16 protein-coding genes are annotated in these 15,835 nt (G+C 64.4%); 15 read left to right on the plus strand and 1 reads right to left on the minus strand.

The features are described 5' to 3' along the window. Positions 1 to 87 precede the first annotated feature (87 nt). The 12 genes from NTX40_04690 (at position 88) to NTX40_04745 (ending at position 11,874) form a co-directional block, all read left to right on the plus strand. Positions 88 to 1,065, plus strand: a complete 978-nt coding sequence (locus NTX40_04690) for a TGS domain-containing protein (GenBank protein MCX5648380.1) — start codon at positions 88 to 90, stop codon at positions 1,063 to 1,065. A 237-nt stretch (positions 1,066 to 1,302) separates the two neighbouring features. Next, entirely contained in the window at positions 1,303 to 3,015 is a 1,713-nt protein-coding gene (locus tag NTX40_04695) for an ATPase, T2SS/T4P/T4SS family (protein ID MCX5648381.1), read from the plus strand. Between the two features lie 110 nt (positions 3,016 to 3,125). Further along, positions 3,126 to 4,268, plus strand: coding sequence for a type IV pilus twitching motility protein PilT (locus tag NTX40_04700; GenBank protein ID MCX5648382.1), 1,143 nt, complete (start codon positions 3,126 to 3,128; stop codon positions 4,266 to 4,268). Positions 4,269 to 4,406: 138 nt separating this feature from the next. After that, on the plus strand, positions 4,407 to 6,107 hold the full coding sequence (locus NTX40_04705) for an ATPase, T2SS/T4P/T4SS family (protein MCX5648383.1): 1,701 nt from the start codon (positions 4,407 to 4,409) through the stop codon (positions 6,105 to 6,107). An 18-nt stretch (positions 6,108 to 6,125) separates the two neighbouring features. Beyond that, a complete protein-coding gene (locus NTX40_04710; protein MCX5648384.1) occupies positions 6,126 to 7,361 on the plus strand; it encodes a type II secretion system F family protein in 1,236 nt (411 codons plus the stop codon). 25 nt (positions 7,362 to 7,386) lie between these two features. After that, entirely contained in the window at positions 7,387 to 8,181 is a 795-nt protein-coding gene (locus NTX40_04715) for a type II secretion system protein (GenBank protein MCX5648385.1), read from the plus strand. 30 nt (positions 8,182 to 8,211) lie between these two features. Continuing rightward, positions 8,212 to 8,991: a prepilin-type N-terminal cleavage/methylation domain-containing protein gene (locus tag NTX40_04720; GenBank protein ID MCX5648386.1), complete on the plus strand. Its 780-nt coding sequence runs from the start codon at positions 8,212 to 8,214 to the stop codon at positions 8,989 to 8,991. Beyond that, a complete protein-coding gene (locus NTX40_04725) occupies positions 8,957 to 9,559 on the plus strand; it encodes a type II secretion system protein (protein ID MCX5648387.1) in 603 nt (200 codons plus the stop codon). Before NTX40_04720 ends, NTX40_04725 begins: the two co-directional genes overlap by 35 nt. Before the next feature lie 25 nt (positions 9,560 to 9,584). Beyond that, complete coding sequence (locus NTX40_04730; protein MCX5648388.1) at positions 9,585 to 10,298, plus strand: type II secretion system protein; 714 nt, start codon at positions 9,585 to 9,587, stop codon at positions 10,296 to 10,298. A gap of 250 nt (positions 10,299 to 10,548) precedes the next feature. Then, a complete protein-coding gene (locus tag NTX40_04735) occupies positions 10,549 to 10,917 on the plus strand; it encodes a hydrogenase maturation nickel metallochaperone HypA (GenBank protein ID MCX5648389.1) in 369 nt (122 codons plus the stop codon). Continuing rightward, positions 10,895 to 11,581: a hydrogenase nickel incorporation protein HypB gene (hypB, locus tag NTX40_04740; protein MCX5648390.1), complete on the plus strand. Its 687-nt coding sequence runs from the start codon at positions 10,895 to 10,897 to the stop codon at positions 11,579 to 11,581. Before NTX40_04735 ends, hypB begins: the two co-directional genes overlap by 23 nt. 77 nt (positions 11,582 to 11,658) lie before the next feature. Further along, complete coding sequence (locus NTX40_04745; GenBank protein ID MCX5648391.1) at positions 11,659 to 11,874, plus strand: twin-arginine translocase TatA/TatE family subunit; 216 nt, start codon at positions 11,659 to 11,661, stop codon at positions 11,872 to 11,874. Positions 11,875 to 11,949: 75 nt separating this feature from the next. On the opposite strand, the gene yaeI is transcribed toward NTX40_04745, so the two are convergent. Then, positions 11,950 to 12,873 (minus strand): phosphodiesterase YaeI, encoded by a 924-nt coding sequence (gene yaeI, locus NTX40_04750; protein ID MCX5648392.1) that lies wholly within the window; start codon positions 12,871 to 12,873, stop codon positions 11,950 to 11,952. Between the two features lie 76 nt (positions 12,874 to 12,949). Here yaeI and NTX40_04755 point away from each other — a divergent pair, with 76 nt between their 5' ends. The 3 genes from NTX40_04755 to NTX40_04765 all read left to right on the plus strand — a co-directional run. Then, positions 12,950 to 14,011 (plus strand): tetratricopeptide repeat protein, encoded by a 1,062-nt coding sequence (locus NTX40_04755; GenBank protein MCX5648393.1) that lies wholly within the window; start codon positions 12,950 to 12,952, stop codon positions 14,009 to 14,011. Between the two features lie 8 nt (positions 14,012 to 14,019). Next, positions 14,020 to 14,613, plus strand: coding sequence for an epoxyqueuosine reductase QueH (locus NTX40_04760; GenBank protein MCX5648394.1), 594 nt, complete (start codon positions 14,020 to 14,022; stop codon positions 14,611 to 14,613). Between the two features lie 35 nt (positions 14,614 to 14,648). After that, positions 14,649 to 15,835, plus strand: a 1,187-nt coding sequence (locus NTX40_04765) for a SpoIID/LytB domain-containing protein (GenBank protein ID MCX5648395.1), incomplete at its 3' end; no start/stop codon positions are given.

The raw sequence follows: 15,835 nt of genomic DNA on the forward strand, positions 1-15,835 counted from the left end.
AGCCTTTCGCCGCGGACGGGGGCCTTGCAAGCGGCCGGCGGATGGATAAAATGGGCCGGCCATTCCGGTCGACGCGAGAGAGGACCGATGCCGGCCAACCTGACACCGGATTATCTGCACGCCGAGAAGGCCTTCCGCCAGGCCAAGACGGCGCCCGAGAAGATTGCGGCCCTCGAAGAGATGCTCGCGACGATTCCGAAGCACAAAGGCACGGAGAAGATGCAGGCGGACATCAAGCACCGGATCGCCAAGGTGCGGGCGGCGGCGACCCAGGCGCGGGGCAAGGGCGGCGGCGTTGACGTCTTTTTCGTCGAGAAACAGGGGGCGGGACAGGTGGCCCTCGTCGGCACGCCGAACGTCGGCAAGAGTTCCCTGGTGGCCGCCGTCAGCCACGCCAAGGTGAAAGTGGCCCCGTATCCGTACGCGACGCACGCGCCCGTACCGGGGATGATGTCGTTCGAGGACATTCAGATTCAACTCGTGGACCTTCCGCCCGTCTCGGCGGAAGGACTTGTGTCGGGGATGACGGGGACCCTGCGAAACGCCGACATCCTGATGATCTGCCTGGACCTTTCGGCGGGCGATGTGCTGGAACAGGTGGAGGTGTGCCTGAGGGTCCTGGAGGCGAAGGGTCTCGTGCGGGAAGGGCAGAAGGGGCCCGAGGGGGCGGTTGCGAAGCGGACGATCTTCGTGGGGACGAAAGCGGACGCCCCCGGGGCGAAGGACAATCTGGAGGCGCTGCGGGGATTGCGGACAGACCTGGAGCCGTTCGTCGCGACGAGTGCCGAAACCCGCGAAGGTCTCGAGGACCTGGGAAAGCGGCTCTTCGCGATGCTGGACGTGGTGCGGGTGTATAGCAAGGAGCCGGGTAAGCCGGCCGACCTCGATCAGCCGTTCATCGTCCCGCGCGGCAGCACGGTGATGGATTTGGCGGAAGCGATTCACCGGGAACTGGCGCAGCACCTGAAGCGGGCCCGAATCTGGGGGGGAGGGAAGTACGACGGCCAGGCGGTCCAGCGGGACCACGTCCTGGCGGACAAGGACGTGATTGAACTGCACGTATGAGAGCCTGTCGGGCGGGGCGGCTTTGAACTTGCGGGCCTGCGGGCGGGGGGGTAAACTGGCCAAGGGCGAAAGACGGAATCGGGCTTTCCACCAGGCAGACCGCAACGTGCATACCGAAGCGGACGGGAGCCTGACGCGTGCGGCACAAGCGCTATGCCGACCCGCGGGCCAGGACATCGCTTCTGCAAAGAGCCGGGGCCGGGCTGCTGGAGGACTTGGGCATGGAGTGAGGAAGCCATGATCGGAACGCGCAAACAGATCGGCGAGATCCTGAAAGAGTTGGGGCTCGTCACCGACAAGCAGATCAAGGAAGCGCTGGAGCGTCAGGGCCGAGGCGGCCGGCGCCTGGGCGAACTGCTCATCGCCATGGGCGCGTGCACCGAGGTGGACGTGACGAAGGCGCTGGCGATGCAGTTCGACATGGAGTACGTGGAACTGGACATCGGGACGATCAACCCCCAGGTGATGGAGATGATGCCGGAGGAGATGATGCGGGAGTACCAGATCCTCCCGCTGGCGTACGAGGACGGTCGGCTGAAGGTGGCGATCACGGACCCGCTGGACCTGGAGTCGGTGGACGCGATCCGTTTCCGGCTGAATCTGGACGTGGACTGCGTCCTGGCGCCGCGGGAACAGGTGAGCCAGATCATTTCGAGTTACACGGAGCGGACGGAATCCGAGTCGGTGGACTCGATGCTGCAGGAGTTCACAGCGTCGGACGTTCAATACGAGGAGCGGACCGGCGACAGCGGAGAACCGCATGCCGAATCGGCGCCGATCATCCGGCTGGTGCAGTTGATGATCACGGAGGCGGTGCGGATGCGGGCGAGCGACATCCACATCGAGCCCCTCCAGCATCGCCTGCGGATCCGGTATCGGGTCGACGGCGTCTGCCTGGAGCGGGACGCGCCGCCGAAACGCCTCCAGGGGGCGATTACGACCCGCGTGAAATTGATGGCGGGGATGCAGATCGAGGAGAAACGCCTGCCGCAGGACGGTCGTATCCGCATGCGCCTGGACGGCGAGGACCTGGACTTCCGCGTCTCGACCCTGCCGGGGTACCACGGGGAGAGCGTCGTCCTGCGAATCCTGAGGCGGGAATCCATCAAACTGGGTCTGGACGCGCTGGGCTTCCTGCCGGACGAGTTTGAACTGTTTGAGAAGTTGATCGCCCGGCCCAACGGGATCTTCCTGGTGACGGGTCCGACCGGGTCGGGCAAGACGACCACGCTGTACGCGGCCCTGAACAAGTTGAACACGCCCGACCGCAAGATCATCACGGCCGAGGACCCGGTCGAATACCACATGACGGGGATCAACCAGGTGCAGGTGAACGAGCAGATCGGCCTGACGTGGCAATCGATCATCCGGGCGATGATGCGTCAGGCGCCGAACATCATCCTGGTGGGCGAGATCCGCGATTTGCAGACGGCAGAGATGGCTGTGCAGGCCTCGCTGACGGGACACTTGGTATTCAGTACACTTCATACGAACGACGCGCCCAGTGCCATCACGCGACTGATTGATATGGGAGTCAAGCCGTTCCTCGTCGCCAGTTCCGTCCAAGCCATCATGGCGCAGCGCCTCGTGCGGATCCTCTGTCCGGAATGCAAGGAACCGGACGACCAGGTGGACCTGGCGACGCTGCGCGGCTTGGGCATGACGGAAGAGCAACTGGCGCAGGCGACGTTCTACCGGCCAGTGGGATGCCCGAAATGCCACGGCATGGGCTACCGGGGTCGGCTGGGTATCTTCGAGTTGATGGTCATGAGCACGGAATTGAAGGAAATGGCGTTTCAGAGGCGTCCGCTGAACGAAATCCGGCGGGCGTCGCGGTCCCTGGGCATGCGGACCCTGCTGGAGGACGGCCTGATCAAGATGGTGCGGGGTATGACGACGTTGGACGAGGTTCTGGCCCGAGCCCAACGTGAGGTCGCTCAGGTGCAATAAGGGCCGGTGGGCGGCCGGGGCGGTTGCCGCAAGGGCGGCCTCGGCGCTACAATTAAGGCGGGATGTAGAAAGGAGTTAGCCGAACCGTGGGCACGGAAAGCGCCGCAAGCATTCAGATCGACAAACTGCTCCAGTTTGTCGTGTCGAAGAATGCGTCCGACCTGCACCTGCACGTGGGCCAGCCGCCGGTGGTGCGGCTGCACGGCCGGCTGAAGCGGCTGCAGACGAAAGTGCTCGAGCCGGAAGACACGGTCGGTCTGATGCGGAGCATCACGCCGGACCGGTATCAGCAGGAACTGGAGGAGGTGGGGTCGGCGGACTACGGCTTTTCGTATCAGGATAAGGCGCGGTTCCGCGTGGCGGTGTTCAGGCAGAAAGGCTGCGTGGGGATGACGTTGCGGTTGATTCCGACCCGGTTGATGACGCTTTCGGAAATCGGCCTGCCTCCGATCGTGGAGTCGCTGCTCGGGAAGACGCGCGGGCTGTTTCTGGTGACGGGCCCGACGGGGTCGGGCAAGACGACGACGCTCGCCTCGATGATCAACTACATCAACGAGACTTTCGATCGCCACATCATCACCGTCGAAGAGCCGATCGAGTACTATCACGACCATAAGAAGTCGATCGTGAACCAGCGCGAATTGAATACCGACGTGCCGACGTACGAGGAGGCGATCCGCCGGGCGCTGCGCGCGGACCCGGATGTGATCCTCGTCGGTGAGATGCGCGACATCCAGACGATGGAGGCGGCCATTCGAGCGGCCGAAACGGGACACCTCGTGTTCTCGACGCTGCACACGACGGGCGCCGCGGGGACGGTGAACCGGATTGTCGATGCGTTCCCGGTGGCGCAAAAAGAGATGATCCGGGTCCAGTTGGCGGGCTCGCTGATGGCCGTGATCTCGCAGACCCTGATCCCGCGGATCGACATGCCGGGACGGATTGCGGCGTACGAGTTCCTTATGATTACCCCTGCGGCGCAGAACCTGATCCGGAAGAACGAGACATTTCGTCTGGAGTCGGTGATTCAGACGGGTCGCAAATGGGGCATGCAGTTGCTGGACGACGCCCTGTGGGATCTGTATTCACGCGGGATCATTGCGCCGGAGGAGATGCTGGAGCGGGCGCAGCGGCCCGAGGAACTGGAACAGAAACTGGACCAGACGGCGGAGGGCCGCGAGGTCCTGAAGCGGATCGGCGGGCCGTTCGACGCCGAAGAACTGCGGGAGGCTCATCGACCGGGGCAGGAATGATGGGCGCCTGACGGGCGGAGAGGAAGACTTGTGAGCGGGACACCGAAAGCAGAAAGGGACACGGGCCGGCCGACGGAACCCCCGAAGCAGCGCCCTGAGGGGACCGCAGGGCGTGCGGCGGATATCGCCGCGGAGGCGATGCTGAGACAGAAGCCTCTCGGCGCCATCCTCCTGGAAATGGGCAAGGTCCGGAAGGAGCAGTTGGCCGAGGCCCTCGAGATCCGCAAGAAGCGCGGCGGGGCTATCGGTGCTGTGCTGGTGGACCAGGGCTACTGTGAGGCGGCGGACATTTCGGCGGCCCTGGCGATCCAGGCGGGCATGCGCCGCGTGGACTTGGACGCACTGGAAATCCCGCCGGAAGTCATCGACAAGATGGACGCCATGACGGCCCGCAGTTACAGCGTCGTGCCGATCGAGTTTGAGGCGGGTCGGCTGACGGTCGCGATGGCGGACCCGACAAACTTCCGGGCGATGGACGAACTGCACATGCTCCTGGACTACGACATCACCGGTGCGCTGGCTGAACCGTCGGCTCTCGTGCGGGCGCTGGACAAGTACTACGCGCAGGCGGAGTCGGTGGAGTCGGTCATCAGCGAACTCGGGAGCACGGTGCAGTGGTTGCCCGAGGGCGACGAGGCCTTCGACCTGGAAGACATCCGGGCGATGAGCGAAAGCCAGCCGGTCAAGAAATTGCTGAACCTGGTGCTGCTCCAGGCGATCCGCGACAAGGCGTCGGACATCCACTTCGAACCGTTCGAAGACGAATTTAAGATGCGCTACCGGATTGACGGCGTGCTGTACGAGATGGTGCCGCCGCCGAGGCACATCGCGCTCGCCGTCGCCAGCCGCATCAAGGTCATGGCGAACCTGGACATCGCCGAACGCCGGCTGCCGCAGGACGGCCGCATCGAGTTGACGGTCGGCGCGAAACCCGTGGATCTGCGAGTCTCGGTCTTGCCGACCATGTTCGGCGAAAGCGTCGTGATGCGCGTCCTGGACCGGACTCAGGTCGAACTGGACATGACCAAACTGGGCCTCCGGCTGGACGAGCAGCAGGTCATCGACGAACTGATTCATCTGCCGAACGGCATCGTCATCGTGACCGGCCCGACGGGGTGCGGGAAGACGACCACGCTGTATTCGGCGCTGTCGACGATCAACAGGGTGGAGACGAAGATCATTACGACGGAGGACCCGGTCGAGTACGACATCGAGGGGCTCATCCAGGTACAGATCAACCCGGACATCGAACTGACGTTCGCGCGATGCCTGCGGCACATTCTGCGGCAGGACCCGGATGTGATCCTGGTGGGCGAGGTCCGCGACATGGAGACGGCCGAGATCGCGATCCACGCGTCGCTCACCGGGCATCTGGTGTTCTCGACGCTGCACACGAACGACGCGCCCACGGCCATCACGCGTCTCCTGGACCTCGGCCTGGAGCCGTACCTCGTGACCTCGACGCTCGAAGCCGTCGTCGCCCAGCGCCTGGTCCGCAAGGTGTGCGTCCATTGCCGTTCGGAGTTCGAGCCGACCGAGGACATGCTGTGGGAACTTTCGCTGACGCCGGAGGAAGTCCGCGGCCGGACGTTTTACTTCGGCAAGGGGTGCGAGCAGTGCAACAACACGGGATACCGCGGCCGAATAGGTATCTTTGAGATTATGAGGATGGACGACGCGCTGCGGGACTTGATCCTGAAGCAGGCCTCGACGAACACGGTGCGGGAAGAGGCGAGGAAGCGCGGCATGCGGAACCTGCGCGACAGCGGGCTGCTGGCCGTTTTCGACGGCGTGACGACGATCGAAGAGGTGGTGAAAGCCACCGCGGTCGAGCAATAGCGGTATAGGAGACGCGCGATGCCAGTGTTCCAATATGAGGCGATGGACGCGACCGGAAAGGAAGTCCGCGCGGAGATCGACGCGGCGAGCCAGGAAGAAGCAATCTCGAGGATTCGTGGGCAGGGCCAGTTTCCCACCCACATCCGGCTGAAAGGCCGGCCGGCACGAGCGGCGGGGCCCTCGAAAAAAGGCAAGTCGTTCGCCATCGGCCGGGTCGGCATGAAGCAACTGACGCAGTTCACGCGTCAGATGTCCACGCTTCAGGACGCCGGCCTTCCGATTCTGCGAAGCCTTCGGATTCTCGAAGGCCAGGCGAAGCCCGGCGTCTTGAAAAACGCCTTACAGGACATCATCGAGGACGTCGAGGCGGGATCGACGCTGTCGGAAGCCATGGAGAAGCACCCGAAAGCGTTCGACCGGTTGTACGTGTACACGGTCCGCGCTGGGGAGGCGGGCGGTGTCCTGGACCAGATCCTGCAGAAACTGGCGGATTTCATGGAAAAGGCCGTCGCCCTCAAACGCCGTATCATCAGCGCGATGATCTATCCCGTCATGGTCATCAGCATTGCGATCATCATCCTTATTGCGATCATGAAATGGATTGTGCCGAAGTTTATTGATATCTTTGCGAAATTCAAGATTCCCCAATTGCCGCTCCCAACGAGGATCCTCGTCGGCTTCTCCCACTTCGTCGGAGGCTATTGGTACCTGCTGCTGTTGGTGCCGATCCTGCTCTGGGTGATCCTGCGGATGACGAAGGCGAGCCGGAAGGGGCAGTACATGCTCGACTGGGTGAAGATGCGGATACCGATTATCGGAAGCATCGTCAACCGGACGGCGATTGCAAGATTCGCACGCACGCTGGGGACTCTGATCTCCTCGGGCGTGCCGATCCTGGAAGCCCTGAACATCACCCGCGAAACGGTCGGCAATGCCGTCGTGTCGCAGGCGCTGGGCCAGGTCCACGATTCGATCCGCGAAGGCGAAAGCATCGCCGGGCCGCTGCGGCAGAGCGGCGTCGTGGATCCCATCGTGGTCAATATGGTCGACGTCGGCGAGGAAACCGGCGAACTGGACAAGATGCTCATCAAGGTGGCCGACACCTACGACGAAGAAGTGGACCACCTGGTCGGCAGTCTGATGAGCGCCATGGAGCCGTTGCTGGTCGTTTTGCTGGGCGCGATGATCGGATCGATTGTCATCGCGTTGTTCCTCCCGCTCGTCGAACTTATCAAACAGGTCGGGCAGGGTTGAGCAACCGGGGGGCGAGGAGCGCCGGATGGCGGCTCGAAGGAAAACTCGGGGCTTCACGCTGGTCGAACTGATGATCGTCGTCGCCATCATCGGCCTGCTTATCACGCTTCTGGTGCCGGCCGTCACCAAGGCCACCGCAATCATCATCACCATCAATACCAAAAGGATCATCGAGAAGGAGATCCCGTTGGGGCTGGAGGCGTTTCGGAACGATTTTGGGTGCTATCCCCCCAGCAAGCCGTACATACTCGGGGACACGACCACCGGCCGCTTGCCGGACGGCGCCTCCAACCTCGTGTACTACCTGCGTGGGCCCGCGGCGAGGGGGTGGGGGACCACCGCGGGCGGCCGGATGCCGTTTGACGACCGCCGCCCCACGAGAGTTTACGGACCCTATTACGAGGCCGAGGAATCGCGTGTGGTCTATTTTGATGATGCGGACAAAACGGTGGCGGGCTTCACGGACGCCTTCCAACCGGTCGGCCTTCGGGACAATGTGGTGGTCGGAAGAATCCTCTATTTCCGGGCGTCTCCTGGAGCCACCCCCCTCATTTGGACCTTCGCCTGGACCGACAACCAGGACCCGGCCAATCCGGACCCCACCAAGCAGGCCTTCATGGGGTACACGAGTGCGGCCAACTTCGCCAGCACCAACAGCGTCGCGGGCGGGATGAAGCGGTATCTGCTCGTCTCGCCGGGGTTTGACCGGCGGTATGGTCTGGTTTATAAACGCAAGGAAACGGATGGGGGGGGGATTGTTCCCGTCACCGCCGGGACCGAGGAGGGGATGACCTGTGACGACATCCCGTACGCGCGCTAGCGCCGCGCCGGCCGAAAGGAGAGGACTGCCATGAAAACAGCGGCTCCGGTGAAACGCGGGTTCACGCTGATCGAACTGCTCGTCGTGATGGGTATCATCGGCCTGCTGGTCATGCTCCTCATGCCGGTGGTGAACTATGCCGTTGTGGTGGCCCAGGGGGTGACGACGGGCAACACCATCAAGCGCATCGAAGCAGGATTGGCGGGGTTTTATGGGGATTTCGGCGTCTATCCGCCCAGCGACGCCCTGCATGAGACGCTCACAAGTAGGACAGCGTTCGGCTACAAAAACCTCGCCATCGGCCTGAGCGGGCCGGAAGGCACCGGCTGGGGAACCGGTTCGGTCCCCAACAAGATGCCGTTTGGCGGGACCAGCGCGGAGAAGTTCGGGCCCTACTTCGAGGGCGGCGGCATCGCGTCCATTGACGATGCCTTCAAGCCCGCCAGGCCGATCCTCTATTTCCGTTACGAGCAATCCGGCGACCCGGAGGCGACGGACCCCGCCAATGCCGTTTACGACTTCAACGACAACAAGGCAACAGACCTCGCCAAGGGAGAAGACGGATTCACCAACCAGGGCAACCTCATGATGCTGCTCAGGCGCCAAGGGACCTACCAGTACGTGCGGCGCGACTACGCCCTGATCTCGGCCGGGCCGGACCGCGTGTTCGGATACCGGGTTGGGCCGGACGCGAACGGAGTCTATACCTTTGTGAATCCGAGCCCGGCGATTCGGCCGCTCGCGACCGCGTACACGGTGGCAGGAACCTATTGTGATGACCTCGCGAATTTCAAATACGAGCAGTACTAGTCTCAGGACCGGCGGGATCGCCGCGTTCCCCCCACGAGTCCGCCGGGGCGGGCGCGCCTTCACCCTGGTTGAACTGATTACGGTGATGGCGATTATGGCGATCCTCATGGCGATGATCGTCGGCGTGGCGCCGCGGATTCAGGACGCCTGGCGGGCCCGGCTCACGCGAACGCGGCTTCAGACCATCGTGGCCGCCCTCCAAGCCTATGCCGAGGATTACAGCGGCAAGTTCCCCTATACCGAGGACAAGGACGGGATCATGGCCGTCGTGGATGCGGCGTCGCTGGGCATCAACCTGAGCGACGTGCCCGAGGAGTACAAGAAGGAGGCCCTCCTGTACGCCGCCCTCACGAGCGCGAGGCGCCATGGGCCCTATTACAAGGGCGCCGGCGGACAAACGGTGGTTCGAAAGGGGACCGGCGACAAAGAGTTCAACCTGTTCGCGGACGGCTGGGAGCGCCCGATTCGGTACGAGTACACGACGGCGACCGGCCTCCTAGTCCGGTCTCTCGGTAAGGACGGCGCAACGGGTGGAGACGACATTGGTTACTTCGTTTTTCAGAACTGAAGCACGGGAATGTGGTCGGACGAGGTTGCCGGCCGATGGGCGGGCCCCGCGGGGGTTTACGCTGACGGAACTTCTGGCGGTCCTCGCCATCGTGCTCATCGTGGTGGCCGGCAGCATCAGCGTCTGGTTGGCGATGGCTGGGGCCGTCGCACCGGGGCAGGCGACGGCCGTCGTTCAGGCCATGTTGGTCGGCGCACGCGACTATGCCGTGTCGAACGGCGTGATGACGCGCGTCGTGTTCGAGAACAGCCTCGCCAACGTCGAGAACGTTGAGAACGGCACGACGATGTATCTGGAGTATGACACGAATCCGAATCCGATGACGGTCTTATGGAGTCGGGTTCCGAGGCGGGGTTCCCTGAACGCCGGCAGGCAGGTCTTCGTTCTGACGGGCGCGCCGGACCTTCCGTCGGCTCCGTCGGTGGCCGCCGACGCCACGAAACCGGACCCTTCGGTCGTGGCGGATTGGCAAACGTATCGCGACACGGTGGCCAAGAAAGTGGCCCAGCACGCCTTCACGAATGTCAACGCCGCGGGGTACCTGGAGACCGACGCCGACTTCAAGAGCACCCAGGCCAAGTTTTACGTGACGTTTGATGCGGCGGGAACGCTGTCGGTGGACCCGGCGACCCCGCTTTTGCTCACGATCGTTCAAGTTGCGGGTGCCGGACGCCGCGTGGGCGAGTACCAATTCTACCTCCTGAACGCCAACACGGGGACGCAACTGGTGTTCGAGTAGCACTACTACACGGTGTTCTTCAACGCAGAGATCGCCGAGAACGCAGAGAACTGCAAAGATAGGGGAACGGCAAGCAACATGTTTTGTGAACCGCTGGCGGAAGTTGCCTTGCCTGTTGTTACTCAATCCTCCCTCTGCGGCCTCTGCGCTCTCTGCGTTGAGATAGCGTTGTAGAACTAACTGAAGTGTCTGGAGAAACCAGCAGCCAGGGAGGAACCTGGCTGTTTCCACTGGCGCGGGGCGGGGTGCGGTGCACGAACTTTCGCTGGCCCAAGCGATCTGGCGGCAGGTGACCCGTGAAATGGAAAGTCACCCGCGAGGCCGCCTGGCCGCCCTGACTGTCGTCGTGGGAACGTTCAGCGGAGCGGACCCGGAATCGCTCGAATTCGCGATGCGGCTGGTGGTGGAGGAATCGGCTTGGCCGACCGCGGAGGTGCGAATCCGCACCGAGCCCGTCGCCTTGAAGTGCCGGGCCTGCGGCCGCGCCTACGAAACCGAGACGCTCAACCTGGCGTGCCCGGACTGCGGCGGATTCGACGTCGAAGTGACGGGCGGCCGCGACTTGCGACTGGAATCCTTGGAGGTCGTCCAGGACGATGAGGCGCGAGATTCGTCTTGAAAAGAAAGTGGTGTCGGCGAACGACCGGCTGGCGAAGCAACTGGCCGAGCGGTTCCGCGCGGCCGGGATTCTGGCCGTGAATCTGATGAGCAGCCCGGGCGCCGGCAAGACGAGCCTCCTGGAGGAGACGTCGCGCCGGCTGGGCGGCGAACTGCGTCTGGCGGCGATCGAGGGAGATCTGGCGACGGACCGCGACGCCCTACGCCTCCGCCGGGCCGGGATGGCCGCGCGGCAGATCAACACGGGGCAGGGGTGTCACCTGAGCGCCGTCCAGGTGGCTGAGGCGCTCGAGGCTTTCGACGGCCCGGGCCGGCCGATCAACCTGGATTCGCTCGACGTGCTTTTCATCGAGAATGTGGGGAACCTTGTGTGCCCGGCGCAGTTTGACCTGGGGGAGCGCCGCCGCGTGGTCGTCGCCAGTACGCCGGAAGGCGACGACAAGCCGATCAAGTACCCCGTGGTGTTCCACACGGCGGACTGTGTGGTGCTGAACAAGACGGACCTTCTGGAGGCGACCGGCTTTTCGTGCGAGGCATTTCGGCAGTATGTCCGCGGCCTGGCGCCGAAGGCCCGGATTCTCGAACTCTCGTGTCGGACCGGCGAGGGGCTTGAGGCGTGGTTGGACTGGCTGCGGGCGGAACGGGCGGCGGCGAAAAAAGATTGACGCCATGCCCAGGAATTTCTTGGGTTGACGCCCGCCGGTCGGTATAATGGGGACGAACTGGTTCAGGAGGGCGTGCGATGGAATTCCTGTCGTTTTACATGCCGGGCCCATGGGAGATCATCATCATTGCCGTGGTCGCGCTGCTGTTGTTCGGCCGCCGGCTGCCGGAGGTGGGCCGAAGCCTCGGCCGCGGCATCGTGGAATTCAAGAAGGGCCTGCGCGGCGTCGAGGACGAACTCAACCAGGCGGGCCAGAACGACAAGTCTGACAAGACTCCGCCGTCCCAGGGCTAGCCTGACCGCGGCGCCGGCTGAGTTTGCCAATGGGCAGGCTCTCAGCCTGCATGCCCGGTCCGTGGGGAATCCTCCTCATCCTGTTGATGATCCGCCGTCGGAGGCCGCGCGAAGGGTCAGAAGCGAAATCTCCGGGCGGCAGGCGAAGCGAACCCGAATAAGCCAGCCCAAACCTCTGGTGATGTAGAGCCACGCTCCTCCGACCCGATGCAGACCTTCATAGCGCTGCTTGTTGCGCACCGGCAAGAGGATGGGTCCGAGAAGCGGAATCCGGACCTGGCCGCCGTGCGTGTGGCCGGCCAAAATCGCGCCGCCGCCTGCATCGGCGACGGCGTCCGCGGCATCCGGGTTGTGGCAGAGGACGAGATTGGCGGCGTCGCTCGGCACGTCGCGCAGGGCCTTCTCGGGATCGCAGTAACCCGCCCAAAGGTCGTCCACGCCGACCATCCACAGACCCCCGCCGCAGCGCTCGAGCCGGACGGCCTCGTTCCTCAGGACGCGCACGCCGTGGCGCCCCAGATCCGCAGCCACTTGCCGCACGCCCACGGCGCCCGGACGCACCGGCCGCCGCACCCCATAATCGTGGTTGCCCAGGCACGCGAACACCCCGAGGGGCGCGGAGAGGCCGTCGAAGAGTTCAGCCACGGCGGAGCCGTAGCGCGCGTCGGAGTCCGTGACAAAGTCGCCGGCCACGGCGACGAGGTCCGGCCGAAGGTCGGCGACACGCCGGAGGCATCGGGCCAGGTAGTCCAAGGGTACGCTCGAGCCATGGTGGAGGTCGGCGACGTGAACGACGCGCAGGCCGTCCCACGCGGGGGGAAGGTTCGGCACCGGAAGGTCTTGCTCGATGACCTCGACCCAGGTGGGCTCAACCCAGCAGGAATACGCGCCGACGCCGAAACCGGCTCCGGCGATGGACGCCCCCGCCGCGAGAAGGCGGCGGCGGGTGAGACCGGAGCCCGCTTTCGCACGTCCCTTGCTCGGGGTCTCAGGCGACATGGAGACAATTATAGCCGGAGGTGGCCCCCTTGAAAACGCCTCAGAAGCCCTTTCCGCGGGGCCGAGGGGGGTTGCAATGGCGGAAGTTCCTGTTACAATGTGCCCTCCGCTCGGGCGGCTGGGGCCGCCGACGGTGCAAGGGCAGTGCATGGGAGGCAAGACCGTGACTAATGTGTTTGAGGAAATCGACAAGGCCTGCCGGGAGGGGCGGGGCGACGCCGCCGCCGGCCTGCTCGCCAAGGTGCCAAGCGACGAGACCGAGACCGCCGCGTACCAGTTCCGCCTGGGATACGTCCGTGAGATCCAGGGAGACTACGAGCAGGCGATCGAGGCCTACGAGCGCGCGCTGCAATTGGACGCGACGCATCGGAAGACGCTTTTTCGGCTGGCGTTCCTGTACGACATGCGCGGCGAAGAGCAACTGGCGATCGATTACTACAAACAGTGCGTCCAGCAGCCGCCCATTCACGAAGGGGCGCTGGTGAACCTCGGCGTGCTGTATGACGATGCGGGGCGCTACGACGAGGCGATCGAGTGTTTCGAGCGGGTTCTGGCGGTGAATCCGAACCAGATGCGAGCGCGGTTGTTCCTTCGCGACGCGGAGGCCTCGACGGCCATGTATTACGATGAGGAGAGCGAACGGCACCGCGACAAGCGGAACCAGGTGCTCGAAATCCCCGTGACGGACTTCGAACTTAGCGTCCGCAGCCGCAACTGCCTCCGCAAAATGAACATCCGAACGCTCGGCGACCTGATCCGACACACGGAGCAGGAACTGCTTTCCTATAAAAACTTCGGCGAAACGAGCCTCCTGGAAATCAAGGACATGCTGGCCTCGAAAGGGCTGTACCTCGGAATGGCCACCGAGGGACTGGAAGGTCGCGTGGAGTTCGTGGCCCCCCCGGTGCCGCGTGCGGCGCCGCTCTCCGGTGCGGCGCGAGGCGCAAGCATGCCCATTGCCGACCTGGAACTCAGCGCCCGGAGTCGAAAGGTCCTCGAGCGCCTCGGCATCGAAACGCTGGGTGACGTGAGCCGCCTTACGGAGGAGAAACTCCTGGGCTGCAAGAACTTCGGCGAAACGTCGCTTAACGAAATCAAGCAAATCCTCCAACGTTACGGGCTTTCGCTTGCCGGCTAGGTTCCTCCATGGCCGAACCGACCCTGCTGGTCCACGCGTGCTGTGCCCAGTGCCTGGCCGCGATCCTGGATCCGCTGCGTCGGTTCGGCCGTTTGGCCGCGTATTTCTACAATCCGAACATTCAGCCGTTGCTGGAGTTCCGCCGACGCGCAAAGAGCCTTCACGTCCTGGCGGAACGGGAGCGGCTGACCTTGATGGCGGACGAGCGGTACGACGTCCGCGGCTTTCTCCGCACCGTGCCGTGGGACCGGCCTGAGCGGTGCCTGGCGTGTTATCGGATGCGCCTGAACGAAACGGCGCGTGTGGCGTCCGAGAGGGGATTCTCGGCGATAACGACGACCCTGCTGGCGTCGGAGCACCAGGATCACGAGGCCGTTCGCCGCCTGGGCGAGGAGGCCGCCGCCGGACGGGGCCTGGTGTTCCACTACGAGGATTGGCGCGCGCTGGCGGGGCGTGGCCGCGAGGAAGCCAAACGCCGCAGCCTGTACCGGCAACAATACTGCGGCTGCGTCTTCAGCGAGGAGGAACGGTTCGCGCCGACGTCGCTGCACCTGTATCGCGGCGGCAGTGCGACCGATCGGAGCGGGGAAGGCGAGACGTGACCGCAGGGTTCAACCCAAAACAAGCCGCCGCGTGGATGGCCGTCCTCCCGGCCCTGTTGGGGCTGGGCCTGGCTGCCGTCGTGCTGGGCGGCTGTTCGTGCGAAGGGCCGAAGCCGAGGGTGGGTCCCGCGCCGGCAAAGGAAATCCCCCTCATCCGGGTGAAATTGGGTTCCGACGTCCGGAGTTTGGCGGTGGCCGTCGCAGGGCCGTACCGCCTTCAGAGGGGGGCCGAGACAATCGCATCGGGCGATCGTCTCGAGTGGATGACGTTCGACCTGCGTGGGGGCGAGGTCGCGACGGAAAGCGGGCCGCTGGGCGCGCTGCCCATTGAGATTTACCCCGCGGAAGACGGGACGTTGGCGGTACGCCAGCCGGTGGATGGCAAAGAGCGCCAGCGCGCCTACCGCGGCTTCCTGCGTCTCGTCGCTACGGCCGAGGAAAACCTCCAGGCCGTCAACGTCCTGCCGATGGAGGCGTACCTGGCAGGCGTCCTGCGCAACGAACTTTTGAAATCCTGGCATCTCGAAGCCTACAAGGCCCAGGCGGTGGCGGCCCGAACGTACGCGCTGGCGGAGCGCAATCGCCGCTTGACCCAGCCGTTCGACGTCTACGATTCGCAGCAGAGCCAGGTTTATGGCGGCAAGGATACCGAAACGCAGCGGGCCTGGGACGCGGTCGCGGCGACGCAGGGGATTGTGGCGGCGCACCGTGACAAGGAGGGGCGCCTGCGTCTGCTTCGGACGTTTTACCATTCGACGTGCGGAGGAGCGACGTGCCCGTCGGGCGCCGTGTTCGGAGGCGAGACGGTCGGGGCGTTGGCCGGCGTCGAATGCCCGTACTGCTGCCGGGCAAAATGGTACCGCTGGTCAGGCGTGGTCCTGGAGAAGAAGGACATCGGCGATGCGCTTCGGCAAAGCGGGGTGGCCGAACTCCGCCGCCTGGGCGAGGTCCAACGCGTCGAGGTGGCTGCGACCACCGGCCCCGGGCGGGCCACGAAAATCCGCGTCGTTGACGCCGGCGGACTCTCGATCCTTGTCAACGCGGACTCCTGGCGCCGATTCATCGGCGGCATGAAGGTGCCCAGCACCTGGTTCACCATCCGGGATGACGGCGAGCGGATCGTACTGGAGAACGGACACGGGTTCGGCCACGGCGTGGGCATGTGCCAGTGGGGCGCCCAGTATCTTGCCGAACACGGCCTGACCGGCGAGCAAATCGTCCG

This window comes from Planctomycetota bacterium (genome assembly GCA_026387035.1).
In the GTDB taxonomy this organism is placed as follows: domain Bacteria; phylum Planctomycetota; class Phycisphaerae; order FEN-1346; family FEN-1346; genus JAPLMM01.

Coding starts and splice junctions, on each gene's coding strand:
- NTX40_04710 (MCX5648384.1), top strand. CDS start 6,126: ATGCCAGTGTTCCAATATGAGGCGATGGACGCGACCGGAAAGGAAGTC.
- NTX40_04720 (MCX5648386.1), top strand. CDS start 8,212: ATGAAAACAGCGGCTCCGGTGAAACGCGGGTTCACGCTGATCGAACTG.
- NTX40_04695 (MCX5648381.1), top strand. CDS start 1,303: ATGATCGGAACGCGCAAACAGATCGGCGAGATCCTGAAAGAGTTGGGG.
- NTX40_04725 (MCX5648387.1), top strand. CDS start 8,957: ATGACCTCGCGAATTTCAAATACGAGCAGTACTAGTCTCAGGACCGGC.
- NTX40_04690 (MCX5648380.1), top strand. CDS start 88: ATGCCGGCCAACCTGACACCGGATTATCTGCACGCCGAGAAGGCCTTC.
- NTX40_04745 (MCX5648391.1), top strand. CDS start 11,659: ATGGAATTCCTGTCGTTTTACATGCCGGGCCCATGGGAGATCATCATC.
- NTX40_04715 (MCX5648385.1), top strand. CDS start 7,387: ATGGCGGCTCGAAGGAAAACTCGGGGCTTCACGCTGGTCGAACTGATG.
- hypB (MCX5648390.1), top strand. CDS start 10,895: ATGAGGCGCGAGATTCGTCTTGAAAAGAAAGTGGTGTCGGCGAACGAC.
- NTX40_04760 (MCX5648394.1), top strand. CDS start 14,020: ATGGCCGAACCGACCCTGCTGGTCCACGCGTGCTGTGCCCAGTGCCTG.
- yaeI (MCX5648392.1), bottom strand. CDS start 12,873: ATGTCGCCTGAGACCCCGAGCAAGGGACGTGCGAAAGCGGGCTCCGGT.
- NTX40_04705 (MCX5648383.1), top strand. CDS start 4,407: ATGCTGAGACAGAAGCCTCTCGGCGCCATCCTCCTGGAAATGGGCAAG.
- NTX40_04755 (MCX5648393.1), top strand. CDS start 12,950: ATGGCGGAAGTTCCTGTTACAATGTGCCCTCCGCTCGGGCGGCTGGGG.